The sequence below is a fragment of the Helicobacter anseris genome (genome assembly GCF_003364335.1).
In the GTDB taxonomy this organism is placed as follows: Bacteria; Campylobacterota; Campylobacteria; order Campylobacterales; family Helicobacteraceae; genus Helicobacter_H; species Helicobacter_H anseris.
This window is the reverse complement of record NZ_NXLX01000004.1, coordinates 60,135-82,493: the sequence shown is the minus strand read 5'-3', so window position 1 is coordinate 82,493 and position 22,359 is coordinate 60,135. Positions and strand designations below refer to the sequence as shown.

General features: G+C 31.9%; 19 protein-coding genes, 3 tRNA genes and 1 riboswitch. Of the genes, 11 read left to right on the top strand and 11 right to left on the bottom strand.

Features of this window, described 5'->3' with window-relative positions:
* Positions 1–185: 185 nt before the first annotated feature.
* The 3 genes from sodB to cmoA all read left to right on the top strand — a co-directional run bounded on the left by sodB (position 186) and on the right by cmoA (position 2,813).
* Positions 186–824 (top strand): superoxide dismutase [Fe], encoded by a 639-nt coding sequence (gene sodB, locus CQA57_RS02855; protein WP_115578730.1) that lies wholly within the window; start codon positions 186–188, stop codon positions 822–824.
* A gap of 83 nt (positions 825–907) precedes the next feature.
* Positions 908–2,110, top strand: coding sequence for an MFS transporter (locus CQA57_RS02850; protein ID WP_115578729.1), 1,203 nt, complete (start codon positions 908–910; stop codon positions 2,108–2,110).
* Entirely contained in the window at positions 2,100–2,813 is a 714-nt protein-coding gene (cmoA, locus tag CQA57_RS02845) for a carboxy-S-adenosyl-L-methionine synthase CmoA (RefSeq protein WP_115578728.1), read from the top strand. Before CQA57_RS02850 ends, cmoA begins: the two co-directional genes overlap by 11 nt.
* Positions 2,814–2,815: 2 nt before the next feature.
* On the opposite strand, the gene CQA57_RS02840 is transcribed toward cmoA, so the two are convergent.
* Positions 2,816–3,844, bottom strand: a complete 1,029-nt coding sequence (locus tag CQA57_RS02840; RefSeq protein WP_115578727.1) for a bifunctional 3,4-dihydroxy-2-butanone 4-phosphate synthase/GTP cyclohydrolase II — start codon at positions 3,842–3,844, stop codon at positions 2,816–2,818.
* A gap of 129 nt (positions 3,845–3,973) precedes the next feature.
* Here CQA57_RS02840 and CQA57_RS02835 point away from each other — a divergent pair.
* Together CQA57_RS02835 and CQA57_RS02830 are read left to right on the top strand one after the other, a co-directional pair.
* Positions 3,974–4,048 (top strand) — tRNA-Gln (locus CQA57_RS02835).
* 23 nt (positions 4,049–4,071) lie between these two features.
* A tRNA-Met gene (locus CQA57_RS02830) sits at positions 4,072–4,148 on the top strand.
* Positions 4,149–4,164: 16 nt separating this feature from the next.
* Here CQA57_RS02830 and CQA57_RS02825 read toward each other — a convergent pair.
* The 9 genes from CQA57_RS02825 to CQA57_RS02785 form a co-directional block, all read right to left on the bottom strand.
* On the bottom strand, positions 4,165–5,811 hold the full coding sequence (locus CQA57_RS02825; RefSeq protein ID WP_115578726.1) for an ABC transporter ATP-binding protein: 1,647 nt from the start codon (positions 5,809–5,811) through the stop codon (positions 4,165–4,167).
* Positions 5,808–6,011 carry a copper ion binding protein gene (locus CQA57_RS02820; protein ID WP_115578725.1) on the bottom strand — a complete coding sequence of 68 codons (204 nt, stop codon included), beginning with the start codon at positions 6,009–6,011 and terminating at the stop codon, positions 5,808–5,810. Before CQA57_RS02820 ends, CQA57_RS02825 begins: the two co-directional genes overlap by 4 nt.
* A 14-nt stretch (positions 6,012–6,025) precedes the next feature.
* Entirely contained in the window at positions 6,026–8,233 is a 2,208-nt protein-coding gene (locus CQA57_RS02815; protein WP_115578724.1) for a heavy metal translocating P-type ATPase, read from the bottom strand.
* Between the two features lie 12 nt (positions 8,234–8,245).
* Positions 8,246–8,950: a CDP-diacylglycerol--serine O-phosphatidyltransferase gene (gene pssA, locus CQA57_RS02810; RefSeq protein WP_115578723.1), complete on the bottom strand. Its 705-nt coding sequence runs from the start codon at positions 8,948–8,950 to the stop codon at positions 8,246–8,248.
* A complete protein-coding gene (locus CQA57_RS02805; protein WP_115578722.1) occupies positions 8,947–9,549 on the bottom strand; it encodes a phosphatidylserine decarboxylase in 603 nt (200 codons plus the stop codon). The genes pssA and CQA57_RS02805 overlap by 4 nt, the downstream gene beginning before the upstream one ends.
* 5 nt (positions 9,550–9,554) lie before the next feature.
* Positions 9,555–11,447, bottom strand: a complete 1,893-nt coding sequence (gene ftsH / locus CQA57_RS02800; protein WP_115578721.1) for an ATP-dependent zinc metalloprotease FtsH — start codon at positions 11,445–11,447, stop codon at positions 9,555–9,557.
* A 4-nt stretch (positions 11,448–11,451) separates the two neighbouring features.
* The gene (locus CQA57_RS02795; protein ID WP_115578720.1) at positions 11,452–12,339 is read right to left on the bottom strand and encodes a 50S ribosomal protein L11 methyltransferase; all 888 of its coding nucleotides are present in this window, start codon (positions 12,337–12,339) and stop codon (positions 11,452–11,454) included.
* Entirely contained in the window at positions 12,332–12,706 is a 375-nt protein-coding gene (locus tag CQA57_RS02790) for a chemotaxis response regulator CheY (RefSeq protein WP_115578719.1), read from the bottom strand. The genes CQA57_RS02795 and CQA57_RS02790 overlap by 8 nt, the downstream gene beginning before the upstream one ends.
* Before the next feature lie 80 nt (positions 12,707–12,786).
* Positions 12,787–13,539 carry an exodeoxyribonuclease III gene (locus tag CQA57_RS02785; protein WP_115578718.1) on the bottom strand — a complete coding sequence of 251 codons (753 nt, stop codon included), beginning with the start codon at positions 13,537–13,539 and terminating at the stop codon, positions 12,787–12,789.
* A 111-nt stretch (positions 13,540–13,650) separates the two neighbouring features.
* Here CQA57_RS02785 and CQA57_RS02780 point away from each other — a divergent pair.
* The 4 genes from CQA57_RS02780 (at position 13,651) to CQA57_RS02765 (ending at position 19,261) form a co-directional block, all read left to right on the top strand.
* A tRNA-Phe gene (locus tag CQA57_RS02780) sits at positions 13,651–13,726 on the top strand.
* 198 nt (positions 13,727–13,924) lie between these two features.
* Complete coding sequence (locus CQA57_RS02775) at positions 13,925–17,827, top strand: S6 family peptidase (protein WP_115578717.1); 3,903 nt, start codon at positions 13,925–13,927, stop codon at positions 17,825–17,827.
* Positions 17,828–17,888: 61 nt separating this feature from the next.
* A riboswitch (TPP riboswitch) is annotated at positions 17,889–17,984 on the top strand.
* Positions 17,979–18,650 carry a nicotinamide riboside transporter PnuC gene (gene pnuC / locus CQA57_RS02770; protein ID WP_115578716.1) on the top strand — a complete coding sequence of 224 codons (672 nt, stop codon included), beginning with the start codon at positions 17,979–17,981 and terminating at the stop codon, positions 18,648–18,650. Its footprint overlaps the riboswitch before it by 6 nt.
* Positions 18,647–19,261 (top strand): thiamine diphosphokinase, encoded by a 615-nt coding sequence (locus tag CQA57_RS02765; RefSeq protein WP_115578715.1) that lies wholly within the window; start codon positions 18,647–18,649, stop codon positions 19,259–19,261. The genes pnuC and CQA57_RS02765 overlap by 4 nt, the downstream gene beginning before the upstream one ends.
* Position 19,262: 1 nt before the next feature.
* Here the strand turns inward: CQA57_RS02765 and CQA57_RS02760 are convergent, their stop codons facing one another.
* Complete coding sequence (locus tag CQA57_RS02760) at positions 19,263–19,553, bottom strand: thiamine-binding protein (protein ID WP_115578714.1); 291 nt, start codon at positions 19,551–19,553, stop codon at positions 19,263–19,265.
* A gap of 105 nt (positions 19,554–19,658) precedes the next feature.
* Here CQA57_RS02760 and dnaG point away from each other — a divergent pair, with 105 nt between their 5' ends.
* Together dnaG and CQA57_RS02750 are read left to right on the top strand one after the other, a co-directional pair.
* Positions 19,659–21,335 (top strand): DNA primase, encoded by a 1,677-nt coding sequence (gene dnaG, locus CQA57_RS02755; protein WP_115578713.1) that lies wholly within the window; start codon positions 19,659–19,661, stop codon positions 21,333–21,335.
* Positions 21,313–22,359 carry an argininosuccinate synthase domain-containing protein gene (locus CQA57_RS02750; RefSeq protein ID WP_115578712.1) on the top strand — a complete coding sequence of 349 codons (1,047 nt, stop codon included), beginning with the start codon at positions 21,313–21,315 and terminating at the stop codon, positions 22,357–22,359. The genes dnaG and CQA57_RS02750 overlap by 23 nt, the downstream gene beginning before the upstream one ends.

The window sequence follows — 22,359 nt, the reverse complement described above, 5'->3', positions numbered from 1 at the left end:
CCCCCTCTTTATAATTCTTTTTAAGGGGGGGGGGGGAATTTTTAATAAAAGTGATTAAAAATTGTTGCATTTTATACTCCATAAAAAATCTTTCATTGCCTGAAGCATATCCTATTTTGATACAATTTTAAAGTCTAAATATTTTAAAGACAAAATTATAGATATTTTTATTTTAGGAGACAAAAATGTTTGAATTAAGAAAACTACCTTATGAAAAAGATTCTATGAATGATTTTTTAAGTCCTGTAACTTTTGACTATCATTATGGAAAACATCACCAAACTTATGTAAATAACCTTAACAACCTTATTAAAGATACAGAATTTGCAAATAGTGATTTATTTGACATTATCACAAAATCAAGTGGTGGGCTTTTTAACAATGCTGCACAAGTTTATAATCACGATTTTTATTGGGATTGTATTGCACCACAAACAAATGCAATGAGTGATGAATTATCAAATGCATTAAAAGAAAATTTTGATTCTCTTGAAGCTTTTAAAGAGAAATTCCTCTCAAGTGCAACAACTCTCTTTGGTTCTGGATGGTGCTGGCTTGTTTTTGATATTGCAAGCAAGAAATTAGAAATTGTCCAAACAAGCAATGCGCAAACCCCTATCACAAACAATAAGGTTCCATTATTAGTAGTAGATGTGTGGGAACATGCTTATTATGTAGATCACAAAAATGCTAGAGCAGCTTATCTAGAAAAATTTTATCAACACATTAACTGGAATTTTGTATCTCAAGCTTATGAGTGGGCAAAAAAAGAGGGTATGAATTCTGTGAGATTTTATATCAATGAGTTTGTAAGAGGTAAATAATATTTTTTAAAGAGATTTTATTTACTTAGTTGCATATACAATTATCTATAATTAAGAATCATCTTTCTAGGATAATTTGAAATATGCAAAACAAAAATTATGAGACTCTATTTTTAGAATTTACTGATAAAAAAAGTTTTAAAACTGCTTTATTTATGATAGCAGGAACAACGGTTTTAGGGAGCACTATCATTGCTCCCTCACTGCCTGCATTGCAAAATCACTTTTCTTATATCGGCACTCCTATAGAAACCCTATCCAAGCTTATTTTAACACTTCCGGCACTCTTTATTATGTTTTTTTCTCCTATTGCAGGATTCTTATATGAGAAATTCTCAAGATTAAAAATCATATATACAGCACTTATTGTTTGGTGCATTGCTGGTAGTTTAGGATTTTTGCTTGATAATCTTTATTTATTGCTTATCTCAAGGGCGATTCTTGGAATTGCCACAGCCTTTCTTATGACTGGAGTTGGCGTCTTATTATCAGATTATTATACTGGTGCAAGAAGGGAAAAAGCTCTTGCTACACAATCATTTTTCATGGCTTTTGGCGGAGCAATATTTCTTATATTGGGAGGTTTTTTGGCAAATTTAGATTGGAGATATCCCTTTTTAGTCTATCTACTTGGATTTGCTATCTTATTTTTTGCTAGTATTGAGCTTTTTGAACCACTTCAATCTCAACATTTACATCAAAATAACTCTGAAGAAAAATTTAATTTTAAAAAATTTATCCCTGTTTATATTCTAGGAATCATTTGCATGGGATGTTTTTATATTGCTCCAACTCAGATTCCTTTTTTTATGATTCAATATTTACATATGCAACAATCTAGTATTGGTATATCTATGGCAGTAGCATCCATTGCAATGGCAATAGGCTCCCTACTCTATCATAAAATACGCAAGCATCTCAACATATATGAAATATTTTTTATTGCGCTTAGCTTATTAGGTAGTGGTTTTGCAATTATTGGACTTTTACATAATTATGCTAGCATTCTTTGTGGTTTTACATTTTTAGGGCTAAGCCTTGGTTTTTTGACAGTAAATAATAGCACCTGGCTCTTTAACCTAGCAAGCAATAAGGAAAGACCTAGGGCTTATGGATTCTTGGCAAGTTCTATGTTTATGGGGCAATTTATTTCCCCTCTTATCACACAAGCAATTGTGCATCACATAGGATTGATAGAAATGCTAATTATAGTAGCTATTTTTATCTATCTAATTGCTTTAATATTTTTATATTTTCACAACAAAGTTATAAACAATGCAAGATAGAATTTTTTTAGAAACACAAGAAAAACAATTTGAATTTGATGAAAAGGTAGCAAGTGTCTTTGATGATATGCTCATACGCTCTATTCCTTTTTATGATGTGGCTTTAAATTTAAGCATAGATTTTATCTTAAAACATATCAATGCTACAAAGCTACCAAAAATATATGATTTGGGTAGCTCTACTGGAAATTTTCTCATCAAATTATCTCAAAAAATTCTACATAAAGCTTCACTAACTGGTATTGATAATTCTCAAGCAATGATTGATAGAGCAAGACAAAAAAACTTGGCTTATAATCTTGAAATTGATTTCTTATATGAAGATTTTTTATTTTCTTGTTTTGAGCAATGCGATGTCATTACAGCACATTATACCATTCAATTTATAAGACCCATACAAAGAGAAAAATTTATCCAAAAAATCTTTCATGCATTAAACCCTCAAGGTATTTTTATAATGAGTGAAAAAATGGCAAGTATAGACAAAACTCTTGATAAGCAGATGATTGAACGCTATTATCAATTTAAAGAAGAGCAAGGATATAGCAAAAGTGAAATTACAAAAAAACGCGAGGCGCTAGAAAATGTTCTTATACCCTATAGTCTTGAAGAAAATATTGATATGCTTAAAAATGCTGGTTTTAAACATATCGAAGTTCTATTTAAATGGGTAAATTTTGGAACAATTATCGCAAAAAAATAAGACTAAACTTCTATTGTATTGCTGATTTTTAAATCAAAACCACCAAGTGCATTATATTCTTTATGAGAATTGCTAATGAGTTGAAATTCCTCAATTTGCAGGCGCTTTAAGATTTGTGCTCCGATACCAAAGTTTTTGACTACCTCATCCTTGCTTCCATTATCTTGGAGAAAAATTATATAACCTCCATTTTCTTTAAGTTTTGAAATAGATTTCAATAAAACATCATATCCTTCTTTATTACTCAATAATTCATAATCACTTTTTACAATATGAAATCGAACTAGTGGTGGCGCCTTATCATTCTTATTCTCAAATTCAAAAACGATATGTTTGCGTTTTAGATGATCTTCAAAAATATACTCTATGCCATCAAAATTCAAAAGATTTGATTTTTGTTTTGAAATAAGATTTAAGAGATTTTCATTTTGGATTCTATATGCTACTAAATCTGAAACATAAAGGATTTTTAATTGATGTTTTTTTGCAAAATCAAGCAAAAATTTGTCACCCCTTCTAGCCATAGAACCATCTTCTTTCATGATTTCACAAATTACACTTACTGGCTTTAAACCTGCTATTTTACATAAATCCACACTTGCCTCAGTATGTCCCGTTCGCACTAAAACTCCACCCTCTTTTGCTATCAATGGAAAAATATGTCCGGGTCTAACAAAATCTTTTGGGGTTGTATTTTCATCACACATCAACCGTATAGTCATATCTCTTTCAAACGCAGAAATCCCAGTCTTAGCTTCTCTTGCATCGATTGAAACAGTAAAGGCTGTTTCGTGATTTGAATCATTATGTGCTACCATTGGGGGTAAATCAAATTTTTGTGCCAATTCTTTTGTAATAGATACACATATCAAGCCCCTAGCCTCTTGAGCCATAAAATTTATCTTCTCTGGTGTGCTAAAAATCCCAGCTAAAACTAAATCTCCCTCATTTTCTCTATCTTCATCATCCATTACAATAATCATCTCGCCATTTCTATATGCTTCAATAACTTCTCTCACTCTTTTAATCATTCTAACCCCTTTTTTAAAACCCAAAAATTATACAATAGGATTTTTAATCATCTATTTTTTAAATTCTATTGACAATAAAAACAAAAAACAATATAATACGCTTCTTTAAAAAATACTTCGTTATTTTATTGGGGTATCGCCAAGCGGTAAGGCAGCTGGTTTTGGTCCAGCCATTCAGAGGTTCGAATCCTTTTACCCCAGCCACAATTAAAATACAAAATATTCATCGCGGGATAGAGCAGTCCGGTAGCTCGTTGGGCTCATAACCCAAAGGTCGATGGTTCAAATCCGTCTCCCGCAACCATCACTATACTTTTTACTTACTTCTCTTGAGTAATAACCCCTTCTTCAAAATGATAGATTTTATTTGCCAGTTCAATTGTGCTAGGTCTATGAGCTACTAAAATCACTATTTTATTTTTAGCAATTTTTGCAATTGTATCTTTGATAGATTCTTCGGTTTTACTATCTAGCGCAGAGGTTGCTTCATCTAAAATTAAAATTTGTGAGTTCTTATAAATTGCCCTTGCTATGGCAATTCTTTGTCTTTGCCCTCCGCTTAGATTTGTCCCAAACTCATCCAATATTGTATAAATACCACTATCTAACCTTTCAACAAAATCCCAAGCATCAGCCTTTTTTAAAGCTTCTATTACCTTTTGTTCATCCACTACACTTCCATAAGCAACATTTGCCAATACACTATCATTAAAAATAAAAATACGCTGTGTTACAACAGCAATTTTTTCTCGAAGGCTATATTGCGTAAAGTCTTTAATATCTTGATGATTAAGACATATCCTCCCCTCTGTGCAATCATAAAGTCTTAAAATTAGATTTACCAAACTACTTTTCCCACCGCCACTTTTTCCTACAAAAGCAACAATGTCATTCATTTTTAAATCCATATTTACCCTATTTAAAGCTAACTTTTTCTCATAAACAAGACTTACATTTTGTATTTGCAAACTTACAATATCTTCTTCAAAATCTATCTTTCCATCAACAATAAGAGGCTTACGATTTAAAATCTCAAAGATTCTATCACTAGCCACGACTGCCTCTTGAGCTGAAGAGAACATATTGACTAATTTTTTTATAGGAGAATAAAGCATAAACAAAGCAGTCATAAAAGAAAAGAATTCTCCAGGTTTTAAATTACCTTTAATTACTTCATTGCCTCCTAAAAAAATAATCAAACCAATTGCAATAGCTCCCAAAAATTCCATTATAGGGCTATTTAATTGATTTAAAAATGCACTCTTTAATCCTAATTTGAAAAAATGTTCATTTTGTTGTGCAAAATTCTTTGCCTCAATTTTTTCTCCATTATTTGTTTTGATAATTTCTACATTATTAAAAATTTCTGTAAGTTTAGAAGTGATATCTGAATTTTTTTCTTGATTTTTCCTTGCAATATTTTTTATTTTTTTAATAATAAGACTTAGAGGATAAATTGCCAAAGGCATAATCACCAATCCAATCACAGCAAGTTTTGGACTATTACTAATCACAACTACTATCAATGCGATTGCTGTTAAAACCTCTTGAATGGCTTGTGCAAAGTAATTTGACACAGCCATTCTAATCAAGCCAATATCATTGGTAATTCTTGAAATAAGCTCTCCACTTCTCATAGAATTAAAAAATCCCATTTCCATTTCAAGCATCTTTTCAAGCATTTGATTGCGGATTCTTTTAATAATATCCAACCCGATATAATTCATAAAATAAGTCTGCAATAAAATACCCACACCCTTTCCTAAAAAAGAAAGTATCACAAGTATAGGCACTAATACAAGCATAAAAGAATCTTTATTGATAAAGATATCATCAAGAGTAGGTTTTACCAAATGTGCTGTCCAAGCAGTGCAAATCCCGCTAAGCACTGCACCAAAGACAGCTATTAAGAAAAATATTTTATATTCTTTGATATATCCCCAGAAACGCTGATAAAATATTTTCATCCCACAACTTCAAATCCACTATCTAAAATTGCTTCTTGAATCATATTTTTAGTAAGTTTTTCATCAAAAACCACCTTTACACTATGATTTTTTAAATCCACATCAATCAATTCCACGCCATCTAATTCCCCAATAAACTTTTCAAGTTTATCTACACACCCTTGACACTTCATACCCTTCACTTGAAATAAAGCTTCCATTTTTTCTCCTTATTTTATTCTTTCAAAAATCTAAAAAAATATAATCTCTGTGCATTTAATACTACACATACACTACTGCAACTCATAGCAAAAGCTGCAATCATAGGATCTAATACAATACCAAATGCATATCCAAATCCACAGGCAAATCCAATAGCAATTATATTATAAAAAAATGCCAAAAATAAATTCTGCTTAATATTGATCAAAACTTCCCTGCTTAATCTCATTGCATTTGCCACATTTAAAATATTATTATTTAAAATCACAATATCTGATTTGTCTTTACTTAAATCACTACCATCACCCATTGCCAAAGAAATATCCGCTAATGCTAAAGCAGGTGCATCGTTTAACCCATCACCCACCATCATTACCTTATTTTTTTTGGCTTTAAGTTTTTCTATAAATGAAAGTTTATCTTCTGGCTTTAATCCAAAATAAAATTCATCTATATCTAAGTCATCAGCAATTTTTTTAACACAATCTCTACGATCCCCACTCAAAATCAATGTCTTCTTTTTTAAGTCTCTAAGATATGCAATGCACTGTTTCGATTCCTTACGAATTAAATCCTGTAAACAAATACATCCTATTTCTTGTTCCTGATCTTGAAAAACCTCATATAACCCAACTCCCATTCCTTCAAAATTATCATATTGTTTTAAAAAATTTGAGTTTTTAATTTTATAAGTTTTACCTTTGATATCAGCACTCACACCATTACCCACTATATTGCAAAAATTATTAGCAGCTTTTAAATCTATTTTTTTATCTTTTGCATACTTCAAAATTGCCTTAGCAATAGGATGATTGCTCCCCACTTCTAAACTCGCTGCGAGTGAGAGAATCTCTTCTTTAGTGATATCATCTCTCAAGCTTTTGATATCCACGACACTTATATTACCTTGTGTTAACGTTCCTGTTTTATCAAAAATCACACAATTTACTTGATTGACAGATTCTAAAGCTTCAGCATTTTTAAATAAAATCCCATTTTGCATTCCTCTCAAAGTTCCAACTAATATTGCCATAGGCGTTGCTAGCCCAAGAGCACAAGGACAAGATACCACAAGAATGCTTACAAAAATTTTCATTGCAAATACAATATCGCCTTGATAAAACCACCAAAAACTTCCTGCAATCAATGCTAAAATAATCACAGAAGGCACAAAAAAACCAGAAATAGTATCTGCAAATTTTGCAATAGGAGCTTTTGTATTTTGTGCTGTATGGACAAGATTTACAATTTGTGTCATTGTGCTTTTTGCATATTCTTTTTGCACAATCATCTCAAACATCTGTTCGACATTAACACTACCACCAAAAACTATATCTCCTTTCTTCTTCACCACAGGAATACTCTCTCCAGTTAGCATAGATTCATCAATACTACTACATCCATCAATAATCTCACCATCAACAGGGACAAATTCTCCTGGCAATACCCTTACTCTATCTCCAACAAGCAATTCCTTAATGCCAACTTCTTTAAAATCTCCATCTATAAACTTCAAGACCTTATTTTTATAAAAAACTGATAACCCATCTAATGCCTCCAAGGCTTTATCTTTGGAGTATTTTTCTATCATTTTGCCAAGCAAGACAAAGGTCAAAATCAAACAAACACTTTCAAAATAGAGCTCTTGATGATGAGTGCAACTTTTTGCAAGTAAAATTTGAATATAAATAACAAAACTATAAATAAAAGACACTCCGCTTCCAATAGCAACCAAAGAATCCATATTTGGCATTTTATGAATCAATGCCTTAAAACCACTAAAATAAAATTTTCTTCCTATATGCATCACAATCAAAGTCAAAAAACATTGCAACGAAGCATTTATTTTCATATCTAATAAAAAATTTGGAAGATAATTTGGATACAGCATACCAAACATACCCATATACAAAACAAGTATGCTACAAACCGCTGCTAGAGATATTCTAATTTTTGGTGTAAGTATTTTATTTTCTAAAATTTCAAAAAAATTATTTTCATTTTGTTTTGTTTTAAAATCGATTTGATAACCTAATTTTTCAATAAGGCCAAAAATTTCTTCTTGTGTAATAAGAGTTTCATCAAAGATAATCTGTGCACTAGAGCTAATAAGATTTACTTCTATCTTAACTACACCATTTTTTCTTTTTAATGCACGCTCAATACCAGAGGAACAAGCCACACAACTCATTCCCCTAATATGAAATACAAGTTCTGTCATAAACTCTCCATTTTATTTAAAGTAAATTTTTTTAATTAGCACAAATATCCAACGAGCAATTCCATAAAGCACATAAAAACTCATCAATCCACCTATCACCTCTCTAGGTTTCAAATAAGCCATACATAGCACTATTACCACAACAACAAATATTTTTAAATTCCATTGCATCTTTTTAAAACTGGGATAGCGAATATTGCTTACCATAAGAATACTTAAAATAAATGCAAGAGCCAAGAGAATAAAGCCTAAACAAGTATTTTTTAAAATGCCATACTCCAAATCAAGCAAAATCCATAATACTAGTATTACAGCAGCACTTGGGATAGGCAATCCAATAAAAGAATTTGGTTCAGTATTTGCCGTGCTAATATTAAATCTTGCCAATCTAATAGCTCCAAAAATTACAAAAATAGCACTTGCAACAACACCATATCTCCCATAATCTAAGCCTATATAAAAATATAGTAACATTGCTGGAGCAACGCCAAAAGCGACAATATCAGCCAAAGAATCAAACTCAACACCAAACTTGCTTGCTGTATTTGTCAAACGCGCAACACGACCATCTAATCCATCAAGAATCATAGAAAGTAAAACAAACCAACAAGCCCATTCAAAACCGCCTCTTGATGCAAGAATCACACTAGCTATACCAAGAAAAATACTACCCGCTGTAAATAAATTAGGCAGTATATAAAGAGGATTTATATTCATTTTACATATCCCAAAATAGTCTCTCCACCTCTAACAATATCTCCGATATTGAGTTTTAATTCTACTGTATTTAATATTATTTTCATCTTTAAAATACCCATTTTACAAAATCCTATCCTATCCCCCCTCTTTATCTCACTTAAAGGATACACTTTTGCATCAAATATCTCTGGTGTAATTTGCAAAGAAAATACACTAGTTTCTAAAAATAGCTTTGAATTTAGTCTTTCTTTATAATCATCTTCAAAACAATAAAGTCTCAAACCATTTCTTTTTTCTTGTGTTATTTGTTCATTGAGATTTAGAGGTGCTCTTAAGATGCCCACATCCATTATCCCTACTCTAAAGGTTAATAAAACACCCCCATGTATATACTCTATATTCTCTATTTTTCCATCACATGGAGATAACAAGATATTTTCTACTCGCTCATTTGGCAATCTTTCAGGATTCCTAAAAATAAAAATCCAAAAAAGCAACATTGCAAGTAATAGTAAAGCAAAAAAATTAATTCCAAGAATAAAACATACAAACACACATACGCCTAAGATAATTCCCCCTTTTAGCCCTTCTTTTGCAAAAAGCTGTGTTGTTGTCATTATCCTTAAACCTCTTCTCTTTCAATCAACTTTGTTTCAAGATTATTTTCCACCTCAAATGCACGCACTATCTCCCTCACTCTTGCACCATCAATCACTTCTTGCTCAAGTAATTCACTCACCATATTCTCAACGGCTTGTCTATAATCATTTAATATCTGTTTTACGGCACAATAGCGATCATCAAGAGTTTTTTTGATAAATTCATCTATTTTCTCTGCAATCTTTTCACTAAACTCTCTTGAAGACCCTAAACCTCCACCAAGAAATGCATTTCGTGGTTTTTCCAATACCATCAATCCACTAACATCTGTCATACCATAATAGCTTACCATTGATTTTAAGATATCAGTAGCTCGTTCTAAATCATTGCTAGCACCTGTGGAAATTTCACCCAAAAAGACTTCTTCTGCTGCACGACCGCCAAGCAACACATCTATTTTTGCCACAAGCTCATGCTTTTGGATAAGGTATTTATTTTCTTCTGGAGTATTTAAAGTATAGCCCAATGCAGCCATACCTCTAGGAATAATAGACACCTTATTTACCCTATCAGAACCTTTTGTCATCTCAGAAATAATCGCATGACCACTCTCATGATATGCAACAATCTTCTTTTCTTTTGGAGAGATTCTGCGTGATTTCTTTTCTAATCCTGCAATACCCCTCTCCACAGCTTCTTTTAGATTCTTTTGTGATACTTCTTTTTGATTTGCTCTACCTGCCAATAAGGCTGCTTCATTGATAATGTTTGCCAAATCGGCTCCAGCCAAACCTGCGGTTAATTTTGCAATTTCTTGCAAATCTACATCTTTAGCAAGCTTTACGGACTTAATATGAACTTTTAAAATCTCTATTCTTCCATTAAAATCTGGTTTATCCACCAAAACTTGTCTATCAAATCTTCCTGGTCTCAATAAAGCAGGATCTAAAACTTCAGGTCTATTGGTTGCTGCCAAAACAATAACAGGCGCAGAATCAGATCCAAACCCATCCATCTCTGCTAAAAGCTGATTTAGCGTTTGTTCTCTTTCATCATTACCACTAATCATTCCTCCAGCTGCCCTAGATTTACCTATAGCATCAATCTCATCTATAAAGATAATACTAGGAGCTTCTTTTTTTGCCATTTCAAACAAATCACGCACACGACTTGCCCCAAGCCCTACAAACATCTCAATAAAGCTACTCCCGCTCATAGAAAAAAATGGAACATTAGCTTCCCCAGCAACTGCTTTAGCAAGAAGTGTTTTTCCTGTGCCAGGGGGGCCAACTAGCAAAACTCCTTTGGGTATTTTTGCACCTATTGAAGCATACCTTGCAGGAAACTTTAGAAAATCTACAATCTCAACAACTTCCTCTTTTGCTTCCTCATTACCTGCCATATCTGCAAATCTTACCTTAGGTTTTTCAGCATTGACGAGTTTCTTTGAACTCCCCATGCCAAAAATCCCTCCTCCCATATTCTTTTGCATTCTTGAAGTAATAAAAATCCAAAGACCAATAATAATCAAAAATGGGAGCAACCAACTAAGCATCTCTGTAAAAAAATTTGTTTCACTAAAGCCACTATAATTGATTTTCTTTTCATCCAACAAAGGCACCAAAGAAGCATCTTGAACCTTCTTTGCAGTATAATAAATCTTTTGTCCATTACGCTCTCCAGTAGCTTTTACTATGGTCTGACCGATACTTACAGATGTTACTTCATTGTTTTTAATTAACTCTTTAAACTGATAATAATCAATATTCTTGCTAACTCCTCCACCAATCTTATCTAAAATCCCTCCGTCTTCAGAGCTTGTGATTCTCACCAACAAAATTGCAAAAATTGCAAAAATTATAAAAAATAAAATAGGATTTTGTTTTTTAGGATTTTTATTGTTTTTTTGATTCATCTCATCACCTTTTTATCATTTTTAAAGCAACCCATTCATCCTTATGCAAAACTTCGCATAAATCAAAATCATTAAACTTCTCTATAACGCTATCTTTGTAAATTTCTAAAATGCCAGATAAAATAATCACGCTTCCTTTATGAGTTATGCAACACAGATTATAATATAACATTTTAATGATATCTGCTAGAATATTTGCAACTACCACATCATATGTTTGATTCTCTACCTTTTTTAAACTACCCTCCCAAATCTTATCAATTATCTCATTATTCAAAGAAAAATTTTTTTTACTCTCTTCTATTGCCAAGGAATCTGTATCACACATATGCACGATAGCACCATTTTTTTTAGCAACCAAAGATAAGATTCCACTACCACAACCAACATCTAAAACTTTTTTTGTTTTTAAATCCAATTGTGATAAGAGTTCTATACACATAAATGTTGTTGCATGATGCCCAGAGCCAAAAGCTAACGCTGGATCGAGGATAATATTTTTTAATTTTGGATGATTCTCATACCAACTTGGATGGATATAAAATCCTCCACATTCTAATGGTGTAATAGCCTTTTTATAATTATCAATCCAATCTTGGTTTTTTTTCTTCTCAATCTTGTAGGCAAAGCCCACTTCTTCTTCCATCCTAGAAGAAATCTGCTTAGCAAAGCTTTGGAAATCTTCAATTATACCGCTAGGATCCTTTTCCATACGCATAACAATAGTGGCTTTTTTAAGATTTGGTAATGAGGCATTGTATAATATCCATTCTGAAAAATCAGAACACTCTATCTCTTCTATGGCCTCTTGAGTAAGCTCAAGAGCAAAATCAGTAAATAATTCAAAATATGCGCTAGGAGTAAGGGAAAATTCGTAAAAAAACTTAGTCATTCAATCCTAAAACTGCTTCTAATTTTTCTTTAAGCACCTGTGGAGTAAAGGGTTTAACAATATAGTTATTTACGCCAGCCTTTAATGCTGTAATCACTTCTGTTTTACCACCTTCTGTTGTTACCATAATAATTGGAATATCCTCATATCTTGAATCTGCACGAGTTTTTTTCACAAGCTCCAAACCATTCATCTCTGGCATATTCCAATCTGTAATCAAAATATCAATACCTGTTTTCGTATTTAAGATATCCCAAGCCTCCAAACCATTCTCTGCCTCTAGAACATCTTCATACCCCAATCTTTGTAATGTATTTTTTATAATCCTTCTCATAGTAGAACTATCATCCACAACAAGTAGTCTCAACTCAAGCTCCTTATTTTTTAATGTATGTTAAAAAAACCCTTAAACTAAATTCGGGATTTTAGCCAATTTTTTACAAAAAATCAAGAAATACTTAACCCTACAGGGCAATGATCGCTCCCAAAAACCTCTGGATAAATTGTCGCATCAAGCAATCTATCACTCAATATTTCTGAACATAAAAAATAATCAATTCTCCACCCTGTATTATTTTCCCTAGCCTTTCCCATATAACTCCACCAACTATAAGCACCTTCTAAATCAGGATAAAAATATCTAAAAGTATCTATAAAGCCGTTTTGCAAAAGCTCAGACATTTTTTCCCTTTCCTCATCTGTAAAACCAGCATTTCTGCGATTTGTTTTAGGATTTTTTAAATCAATTTCTTTATGTGCAACATTAAGATCCCCGCAAATTATCACCGGCTTAATAGTTTCTAAATTTTTAAGATATGCCCTAAAATCATCTTCCCAATGCATACGATATTCTAGTCTTTCTAACTCACGTTTTGAATTTGGCGTATAAACATTTACAAGGAAGAAATTATCATACTCTGCACAAATAATTCTACCTTCTTTATCATGGTGTTCTATCCCCATATCATAAGTAACATTTAAGGGTTTTTGCTTGCTTAAAATCACAACACCAGAATACCCTTTTTTCTCAGCACTATTCCAATATTCATAATATCCATCAAAACAAAAATCTGCTTGTTCTTTTTGCATCTTAGATTCTTGGATACAAAAAATATCTGCATCAATCTTCTTAAAAAAATCCATAAACCCTTTATTCATACAAGCTCTCAAGCCATTGACATTCCAAGAAATCAAACGCATACTACCTCTTATAGTCTTTAAAATTCAATTTTTATTACATTTAAAGTAAAATTATAACTTCTTTAAGCTAAATTTCAAGGTTTTTTCTCTATAATCACCTCTTTAAAACTTGGCTTGATAGCTCAGTCGGTAGAGCAGAAGACTGAAAATCTTCGTGTCGGTGGTTCGATTCCGCCTCAAGCCACCACTGCTTCAATACTACAAATTAAAATCATCAATTTCTTAAAAGCATTAAAGTATCCAAAAGCTTAAACAATCATTATGTTTTTCAAGACTAAGCTTAAAATATTTGGATAAATTATAGTTGCTTTGAACAACACTTTAAGATATAATCCATTAAAACTCAACTCAATAAAAAAATTTAAGGAGTAAAAAACTAAAGACAATGAAAAAAACGCTTCTTATTAGCTCTATTGCATCATCTATATTACTGAGCAATACAACAGAAACAAGATTTTTTATCCAAGACTATATAGATTTTGGGCAAAATAAGGGAAAATATATAGCTGGAACCAAAGGTGTCTTATTTACTGAAAGAAATAGCAATACTTACGGCGATTATGCAGATAGAAGTCAATATTTTGATATCACTATGCCAGATTTTACTGGTCCTGTAGATGCTGCTGGAAATAAAACTTTTTTAGGTGGCTCTTACATTGCCACTGCAAAACATGTATTAGATGTTACCAAAGTGCATACCTTTGTATCCCCAGACTATACCTATTCCTTAAAAACTCGTGAAGATTTTGAACCTGATAGATCCTATGCAAGATACAATAAATTTATCACTTCAAGTGATCCTGTCGAATTACTTGAAATTAGCCCTGATAAACCACTAGACACTACAAGATACACACATTTTTGGAGGTCTGGAAAAGGTTATATGCAATATGTAACCAATGACAATAAAATCTACAAGGTAGGATGGGGAACCACACGCCATTATGTTACTACTGGTGGAACACTTAATTACAATGGAATTCTAAATGACACAAGACTTGCATTTAACCGAAAAAATGTTTATTTTTCTAATATGGCTACGGAAGGAGATAGTGGCTCTCCGATGTTTGCTTGGGATAGCTATGAAAAAAAATGGGTTGCCATAGGATTTGCAAAAGATAGTGATATGGCAACAATAGTCCATTATACACCTCATAGACAAAGTGATTTAGATTCTATTATCGCACATAATACCAACCCAACAGTCTATCTTGATGGAAAAGAATCCACTTGGGATGGAACATCTATCAACAATACCAAAAGCTTCGCTACTACAATGGACAAAGATATTGTATTTGAAGGTGGAGGAACACTGATATTAACTAAGCATATCGATCAAAAAAGTGGTGGTTTTTATTTTGATGAGAATCAGAACTACACTATCACTAGTGATGGAGTCAAAGATTGGGCTTGGATGGGTGGAGGTGTGAGCATAGGAGCAGGAACTACTGTCACATGGGATATAGCTGGATATACCGTCAATGATGGATTATTTAAAGTTGGTAAGGGGACTTTACATGTTATAAAGAAAAATATCAGTTGGCTAAATCTTGGTGATGGAAAAGTTATCCTTGATACTACAGAAAATACTTTTAACCATTATGTTTTAGTTAGTGGCAGGGCTACTTTGCAACTTGCACAAAACAAAGTAAGTGCAATTGATACAAATACACTCTTTTTTTCTGAGAGAGGTGGTAATTTTGATATCAATGGTAATCCTTTAAGTTTTGATAAACTTCAAGCATCTGATATTGGGGCAAAGATTATCAACACAGGTAACCAAGCAACCATCACTCTCACAAATACAAGTCAAAATGCTCATCTTTATCATGGACAAATTGGAGATAATATCAACATCTCTGTCAATCAAGAAGCATCAAAAACTCTAGCCTTTGATGGAAGTATCAATAATCCAAATGGAATGCTTACCCAACAAAATGGAACACTTATCTTCCAAGGACACCCTTATATCCATGCATATCTTGATTTTGATGATGAAAATCTCACGCAAAATTCCGCTAGTCAAAAAAGTCAAAGAGCAGCTTGGTATGGAATCAAAGAAACCCTATCACAAGAAGTTTTAAGAGCCCCTACTTCTCTCACTCAAAATGATTGGGAAGATCGTGTATTTGTTTTCAAAGAAATTACTACGCAAAATGGAAGTATCTTTACACTAGGACGCAATGCGACACTTCTAACAGATCTTAACCTCATTGGAACTTCTGCAAAATTTGGAGGAGATGCACAAATCTATATAGATAGATATGATGGAGAAAATGTTGTATATAAAGGAAGTAATACACATGAGTTTAAACAGCAACTCACAAAAGGTGTATCTGAAAAAAACGATAGTTTCTTTTATGAAGGTAATCTCACATTAACCAAAAATAGCTCTTTAGAAGTGCAAAATACAAGCACCAATCCCTTAAGATTTGGAAATTTTACAGGAACAGACAAGGCAAGCAAAGAAAATGGGGCTTTGGGTAGCAAGAATGTCACTTATCAGTTAAGCATCGACAATACTTCAGATGCAAAAATAGCATTTTTAGAACTTTATGGTGCAGAAATCTTAGGAACAAAAAATACAGAAGCAATCACTGCAAACAATGGTGGGAATCTTACCGTGCAAAACCTCACTATTCACGATGGCACTTCAACCATTAAAGGAGAAACAAGACTTATTATTGATAAGGTAGATTCGGATTTGACTAATCCAAAAATTATTTTTTCAAATCTAGAAGATAAGATTCAATTATTAGATAAAAGCTCAATTACTCTTTCTAAAGATACAATTCTTGAGCTTAATACACAAAGTATTGATTGGAAAAATATAAACTATAATAAAACATACACACTTATTACAAGTAAAACATCAATTTCAGACCATAGATTTAATAAGGATATAGTAACTAATAGCGAGTTACCATCTTTTTTAATACTAAAAAATATACAAAATAAAAATAATATTGGTTTTACTTTTATAAATAAAGAAACGGTGCTTTTAGATCAAAACTGGTTTGAGCAATATATTCAACAAATCACCTCTACAGATCAAAATACTCAAAGTGCAAAAAACTTCAATCAAGCAATTAAGGCAAATGAAAAACTTCTAAAAGCTCTTCTTGAAACAAATCTCAAAGGAGAGAGAATCTATCAAGATGTCTATTTGGATATACTAATTCAAAAGGCTAGTTCTGGGGATATAAAAGGATTACAAACTTATCTCAATGATATCAATTCAAAAATTTCAAAATTTACAACCCAAACATCCTCCCTACTTACAAACTCTATTTATACTTCCTCGCAATATAGTTATCTTAAAAATATTCAATCTACTCTCCAAGCTAGAGTAGCCCTAAAATCCAAAAATTCTCTATATAAAAAAGAATATCTTGCTTATGAGGAAGATACTAATATTGTTTCTTTATCTAGCAGAAGTGACTTTACCACACTTTCTCCACTAAGAGGGTATCTAACACAAGAAAACAAAAACAAACACTTCTGGATTGATACACATGGAGGCTTTTTTAGTGGCTCATATCTAACATTTTATAGTTTAGGATTGAGTGGTGGATATGATCATACACTGATTGCACAAGATGAAAAATATCTTACCCTAGGAGCTTCGCTACATTATATGTTCTCACAATACAAGCAAAATGAAGCAAATACTCAATCCCATAATGTCATAGGTGGATTACACACACAATATATTTATAAAACACATGAAATACTTTTCAATCTCTATAGTGGCGGAAGTTTTGGCAATAATCATTTATCTTCTACACAAAAAACAGCAAATTCAAATAGTATTGCAACACAAGCAGAAGGATATTATAAATATCGTTTTGATCTTTTAAAAACTGAGAATTCTTATCACGCAATCAAACCTGTTTTTGGAGTTGGCTATACTTGGCTTTATATCCCCAAAGAAAGTTTTAGTGAATTTGGTGGGGCTGATTTTATCCAAATATCACAGGCAAATATTCATAATCCTTTTATAAAAGGTGGTGCTGAATACAATGTGGCTACTGAACGCACTCAAACAGTCTTTGCAATTTTTGCTACTTATAACACAAAATCTCTACATGAAAGAGATGTATTTATTGGGACTGCAAAATCTATACAATATGATCTTAATCTCTATCCTTTATGGATTGAGGCTTCTTTTGCAGGTTCTTATCTCATTACTAATAATTTCTCACTTAAATATATGCTTGCTACGCAATATGTTCCGCAGTCTCATTATGGAATCTCTGGAAGCATTGGTGGTAGCTGGAGCTTTTAACAATCTAGTCTCTTAGCAGACTAGAAAATCTTAATTATCTAAAAAACTATACAATAACACAAAATAAACCTAGGGGTGCTTAGAAAAATCTTTGCTGAGAATATACCCTTGAACTTGTTGGGATAATACCATCGTAAGGAAGGCTTTATAAATGTGCTTTTTAAAATTACAATTTGCAAATCTACATTTTTATTTTTGGCTATCTCTTATTATCTGCATCTTTGGTTCCATTGCTACAACTTTGTATTTTGAAATTCAGATTCTACATCTTGCAATAGGTATTAGTGGCATACTTTATGCATTTTTTGCAGGTCAGGGAAAAATAATATGCTTCTCTTTTGGACTTATCTACTGCCTTGGCTACATCTATATATGCTATGAAGCAAAACTTTATGGGGATTTAATGCTAACTATCCTTTATATTCCTTTGAATATTTTAGGAATTTTTACTTGGAAAAAGAATCAAAATTTATCAAAGACAAAGATTCTTATTAGAAAATTAACAAAACATAATTTTATAATGTATATCTCAGCAGGACTTTTTGTTAGCTTAATCTATGGATTTTTTCTTAAAAAAATCCACTCTGAATTTCCATTTCTTAATGCTTTTAGCACCATGGCTCAAATCCTAGCTTTTTATCTTCAGATACAACGCTACCAAGAAAATTACCTTATAGTAACTTTTGCAAATGGCATTTTATGCTATATCTGGCTAAATCTCTTTTTGCAACAAACTACATATCTACCGCAACTTTTTAATGCAACTATTTTTTTACTTCTTGGGATTTTTTATTATTTTAAGTGGAAAAAGGAGGCACAATGAAAGCTGTAATTTTAGCAAATGGAGACTTTCCAAAAAAACAGAATCTGATTTCAGAAATTTTATGTGCAAATTTTTTAATAGCTTGCGATGGAGCAGTCAAACATCTCAAAAAAATTTCCAAAGAACCAGATATTATCATAGGGGATTTAGATAGCATTTCTAAATCACTCAAGAAAAAATTCTCTACAAAAATTATCCATATTCAAGAACAAGAAACCAATGATTTAACTAAAGCTTTTTTTTATTGCATCCAAAAAGGTTTTAAACATATTGAGATTTTTGGAGCTACTGGAAAAAGAGAGGATCATACACTTGCTAATATTTTTTTACTTTATCATTACAGCAAATACGCGCAAGTATGCATTAAAAGTGATTTTGGCACCTTTGAAATTCATAATACTCCTTGCTCTATTGCAAGTTTTAAGGGACAGCAGATTTCAATTTTTTGCCTAGATACCACCTGCAAACTCACTTCACAAGCACTCAAATATCCTCTAAAAAATCTCTCCTTAAAAAATCTCTCCCAAGGCACTCTGAATGAGGCATTAGAAGATAATTTTAAAATCTCTTCTTCTAAAAAAACGCAAATTATTGTTTATAAAAAATCCTAAGTTATATTTCTTGCAATACGCTTTTTGTCCTTGTTGCAAGCATATTATCTCTTCCATCATAGCAATCAAACTTTGCAATCACATAATAACGCTTGCAATCCATACAATCTGTTGCTATTTTTAAGATTCTTAGAGCCTCTTGCATATCTTTGCATTCTATACTAGTCCCCATTGCTGAGAGTTCAAAGTCAATATTATTAGCTTTAAATTCTTGTAAAATTTTTACCACTTCCTTTTTCTTTGATATCTCACCACTGATACTAAAAATACTAAGTTCCATCAAAACAGCCATCTCTATCACTCCTCATAGCATTTAAAAGTTACTAAAATTCTAACAAATAATTCCTCTCTAATTTTAGTTTTGCTACCATACAAAAAAAATACTCAGGAATCTTAAGTGATAAAAAATCAAAGTATCGAAAATCTCAAACAGCAAATTAACATTATAGATATTATCGGCAGTTACATAGATTTAAAAAAAACCGGTAGTAACTATAGTGCTTGTTGTCCCTTTCACAACGAAAAAACCCCTAGCTTTATGATAAGCCCTGCCAAGAATATCTTTCATTGTTATGGTTGCGGCATTGGTGGAGATAGCATTAAATTTGTAATGGAATATGAAAAAATCAGCTTTATAGAATCTATAGAAAAAATCGCACAAATGTGTAATTTTGAGCTTGAATATGAAAACAATACCACTCAGAGAAATACCAATAAAGAGGAATATCTTTTACTTGAAAAAATTACAAAGTTTTACCATCAACAGCTCTATTTGTATCCTGAAATTTTAACCTATTTAAAAAATAGGGGTATTAGTGAAGAAAGTATTAAAAAATTTGAGATTGGATATTGTATCAATAGTCTTGAGAGTGTTAAATTTTGCGATATACACAATTTAAATAAAAACAAACTTATTGAACTTGGTGTTTTGGGTCAAGATCATGGAAGATATTATGCGCGATTTAATGAGAGAATTATTTTTCCTATTTATTCTATTAACAATAAACCATTGGGTTTTGGAGGAAGGACTCTAAAAGAAAATACTGCAAAATATATCAATAGCCCACAAAGCACTTTATTTAATAAATCCAAACTACTTTATGGATATCAACTAGCAAAAGAGAGTATTTTTAGAGAATCTAAAATAATTATCACAGAAGGCTATTTGGATACTATTATGCTACATCAAGCAGGTTTTAAAAATGCAGTTGCCACCTTAGGCACAGCACTAACACAAGATCATATCCCATTGCTCAACAAAGGGGATCCTAAAATCATACTAAGTTATGATGGCGATATGGCAGGAATTAAGGCTGCTTACAAAGCATCGTTGTTATTAGTGCAGCACAATAAGGAAGGTGGGGTTGTTATTTTTGATCAAGGTATGGATCCAGCAGATATGGTTGCAAAAAATAAAATTTTAGAATTAGAAAATAAATTCTCAAAACCTATACCATTTATTGAATTTATCATCAGACAAATTCCAACATCATTTGATCTAAATAACCCTATGCAAAAAGAAAAAGCACTCACACAATTATTAGCATTTTTACATACCCTCTCACCCCTATTGCAAGAAGAATATAAAAATCTTATTGCCTCATTACTTAAGATTCCTATAAATCTAGTAACCACAAAATATAAAAAAAATATCCAAACAAAAAATCACACCACCACACAACCTGCATTTTTCCATCAGCAAGATTTACTAGAAGAACTTGTAATTAAATATATGATTGAAGACAACAAACTTTTAGATTTCGCACTAGATTATATTGATGAAAAAGTATTTAAAAATCAAAAGGAAGCTTTTAGAGCACTTTTAAATCAAAATTTTGAACACCAAAAACTTATTGGTATAAGTTTAAATCCTCAGCTTATAGTAACCGAAAATGGCTTTAAAAAAGAATTGATATTGCTTATCCTAAGATACAATTACACATTGTTAGAAGAAATTCAACAAAGCACACTTTCTTTTAATGAAAAAAGTCATCAAATAAGAAAAATAAAAAACAATATTTTAAAACTAAAAAAAGGAGAATTGATAGCCTATGAAAGCTCTAGCACTTTTTAGCGGAGGACTTGATAGCCTTATTTCTATGAAATTACTAAAGGATCAAGGCATTGAAGTAATAGCTCTACATTTTAATATTGGATTTGGTGGAAATTATGATAAGAGAGAATATCTCTTAAATGCTACACAACAAATAGGAGTAGAGCTTTTAATATGTGATATAAGACAGCAATTTTTTGACAATGTTCTTTTTACTCCAAAATATGGTTATGGGAAATATTTCAATCCTTGCATTGATTGTCATGCTAATATGTTCATACAAGCATTCCACAAGCTTGTAGAATTAAAAGCGGATTTTGTTATTAGCGGGGAGGTTTTAGGACAAAGACCAAAGAGTCAAAGAAGAGAAGCTCTAGATCAAGTAAAAAAACTTATCAGAGAAGCTGGGAAAAGTGAAAAATTTCAATACCTTCTTGCGCAAGATTCTCAAGATACCACAAAACCTCAAACACTTGATGAGTTAATCTTAAGACCTATGTGCGCAAAATTGCTAGAACCAAGTTTTATGGAAAAAAATCATTGGATAGATAGAGAGAAATTGCTTGATATTTCTGGTAGAGGAAGGAATCGACAATTACAAATGGCACAAGATTTTGGCTGGAAATACTACGAAAAGCCAGGTGGAGGATGCCTACTTACTAACACAAGTGTTGCCTTAAAGCTTAAAGATTTAAGCACACATCGTAAAATGATTTTAGAGGATACTGCAATGATTAAAGTTGGGCGCTACATGATACTACCCAACAATGCTAGATGCGTAATTGCAAGAAATGAAGAAGAAAATAAAAAACTAGATTCTTCAAATCCTCTGATGGATACCATTAAACTTATGGATTGTATTGGCCCTATTGGACTTGTCGAAAAGCAAGCAACACGAGAAGATAAAATCCTGGCAGCAAGACTTACTTTGTGCTATGGCAAGACTAATGAAAATCAAAACTATAGGGTTTTAGTAGGCGATGAAGAATTTAATCTCACACCTTATGATAAGCAAAAGGCACAAGATTTTTTATTGCTTAAATAA

Bases quoted from the DNA above. Each gene is read 5' to 3' on its own strand.
- CQA57_RS02775 (WP_115578717.1), top strand. From the start codon at position 13,925: ATGAAAAAAACGCTTCTTATTAGCTCTATTGCATCATCTATATTACTG.
- CQA57_RS02750 (WP_115578712.1), top strand. From the start codon at position 21,313: ATGAAAGCTCTAGCACTTTTTAGCGGAGGACTTGATAGCCTTATTTCT.
- pssA (WP_115578723.1), bottom strand. From the start codon at position 8,950: ATGAATATAAATCCTCTTTATATACTGCCTAATTTATTTACAGCGGGT.
- CQA57_RS02825 (WP_115578726.1), bottom strand. From the start codon at position 5,811: ATGAAAATATTTTATCAGCGTTTCTGGGGATATATCAAAGAATATAAA.
- sodB (WP_115578730.1), top strand. From the start codon at position 186: ATGTTTGAATTAAGAAAACTACCTTATGAAAAAGATTCTATGAATGAT.
- CQA57_RS02840 (WP_115578727.1), bottom strand. From the start codon at position 3,844: ATGATTAAAAGAGTGAGAGAAGTTATTGAAGCATATAGAAATGGCGAG.
- pnuC (WP_115578716.1), top strand. From the start codon at position 17,979: ATGTGCTTTTTAAAATTACAATTTGCAAATCTACATTTTTATTTTTGG.
- CQA57_RS02785 (WP_115578718.1), bottom strand. From the start codon at position 13,539: ATGCGTTTGATTTCTTGGAATGTCAATGGCTTGAGAGCTTGTATGAAT.
- CQA57_RS02820 (WP_115578725.1), bottom strand. From the start codon at position 6,011: ATGGAAGCTTTATTTCAAGTGAAGGGTATGAAGTGTCAAGGGTGTGTA.
- CQA57_RS02815 (WP_115578724.1), bottom strand. From the start codon at position 8,233: ATGACAGAACTTGTATTTCATATTAGGGGAATGAGTTGTGTGGCTTGT.
- CQA57_RS02795 (WP_115578720.1), bottom strand. From the start codon at position 12,339: ATGACTAAGTTTTTTTACGAATTTTCCCTTACTCCTAGCGCATATTTT.
- CQA57_RS02760 (WP_115578714.1), bottom strand. From the start codon at position 19,553: ATGGCTGTTTTGATGGAACTTAGTATTTTTAGTATCAGTGGTGAGATA.
- CQA57_RS02805 (WP_115578722.1), bottom strand. From the start codon at position 9,549: ATGACAACAACACAGCTTTTTGCAAAAGAAGGGCTAAAAGGGGGAATT.
- cmoA (WP_115578728.1), top strand. From the start codon at position 2,100: ATGCAAGATAGAATTTTTTTAGAAACACAAGAAAAACAATTTGAATTT.
- CQA57_RS02765 (WP_115578715.1), top strand. From the start codon at position 18,647: ATGAAAGCTGTAATTTTAGCAAATGGAGACTTTCCAAAAAAACAGAAT.
- ftsH (WP_115578721.1), bottom strand. From the start codon at position 11,447: ATGAATCAAAAAAACAATAAAAATCCTAAAAAACAAAATCCTATTTTA.
- CQA57_RS02850 (WP_115578729.1), top strand. From the start codon at position 908: ATGCAAAACAAAAATTATGAGACTCTATTTTTAGAATTTACTGATAAA.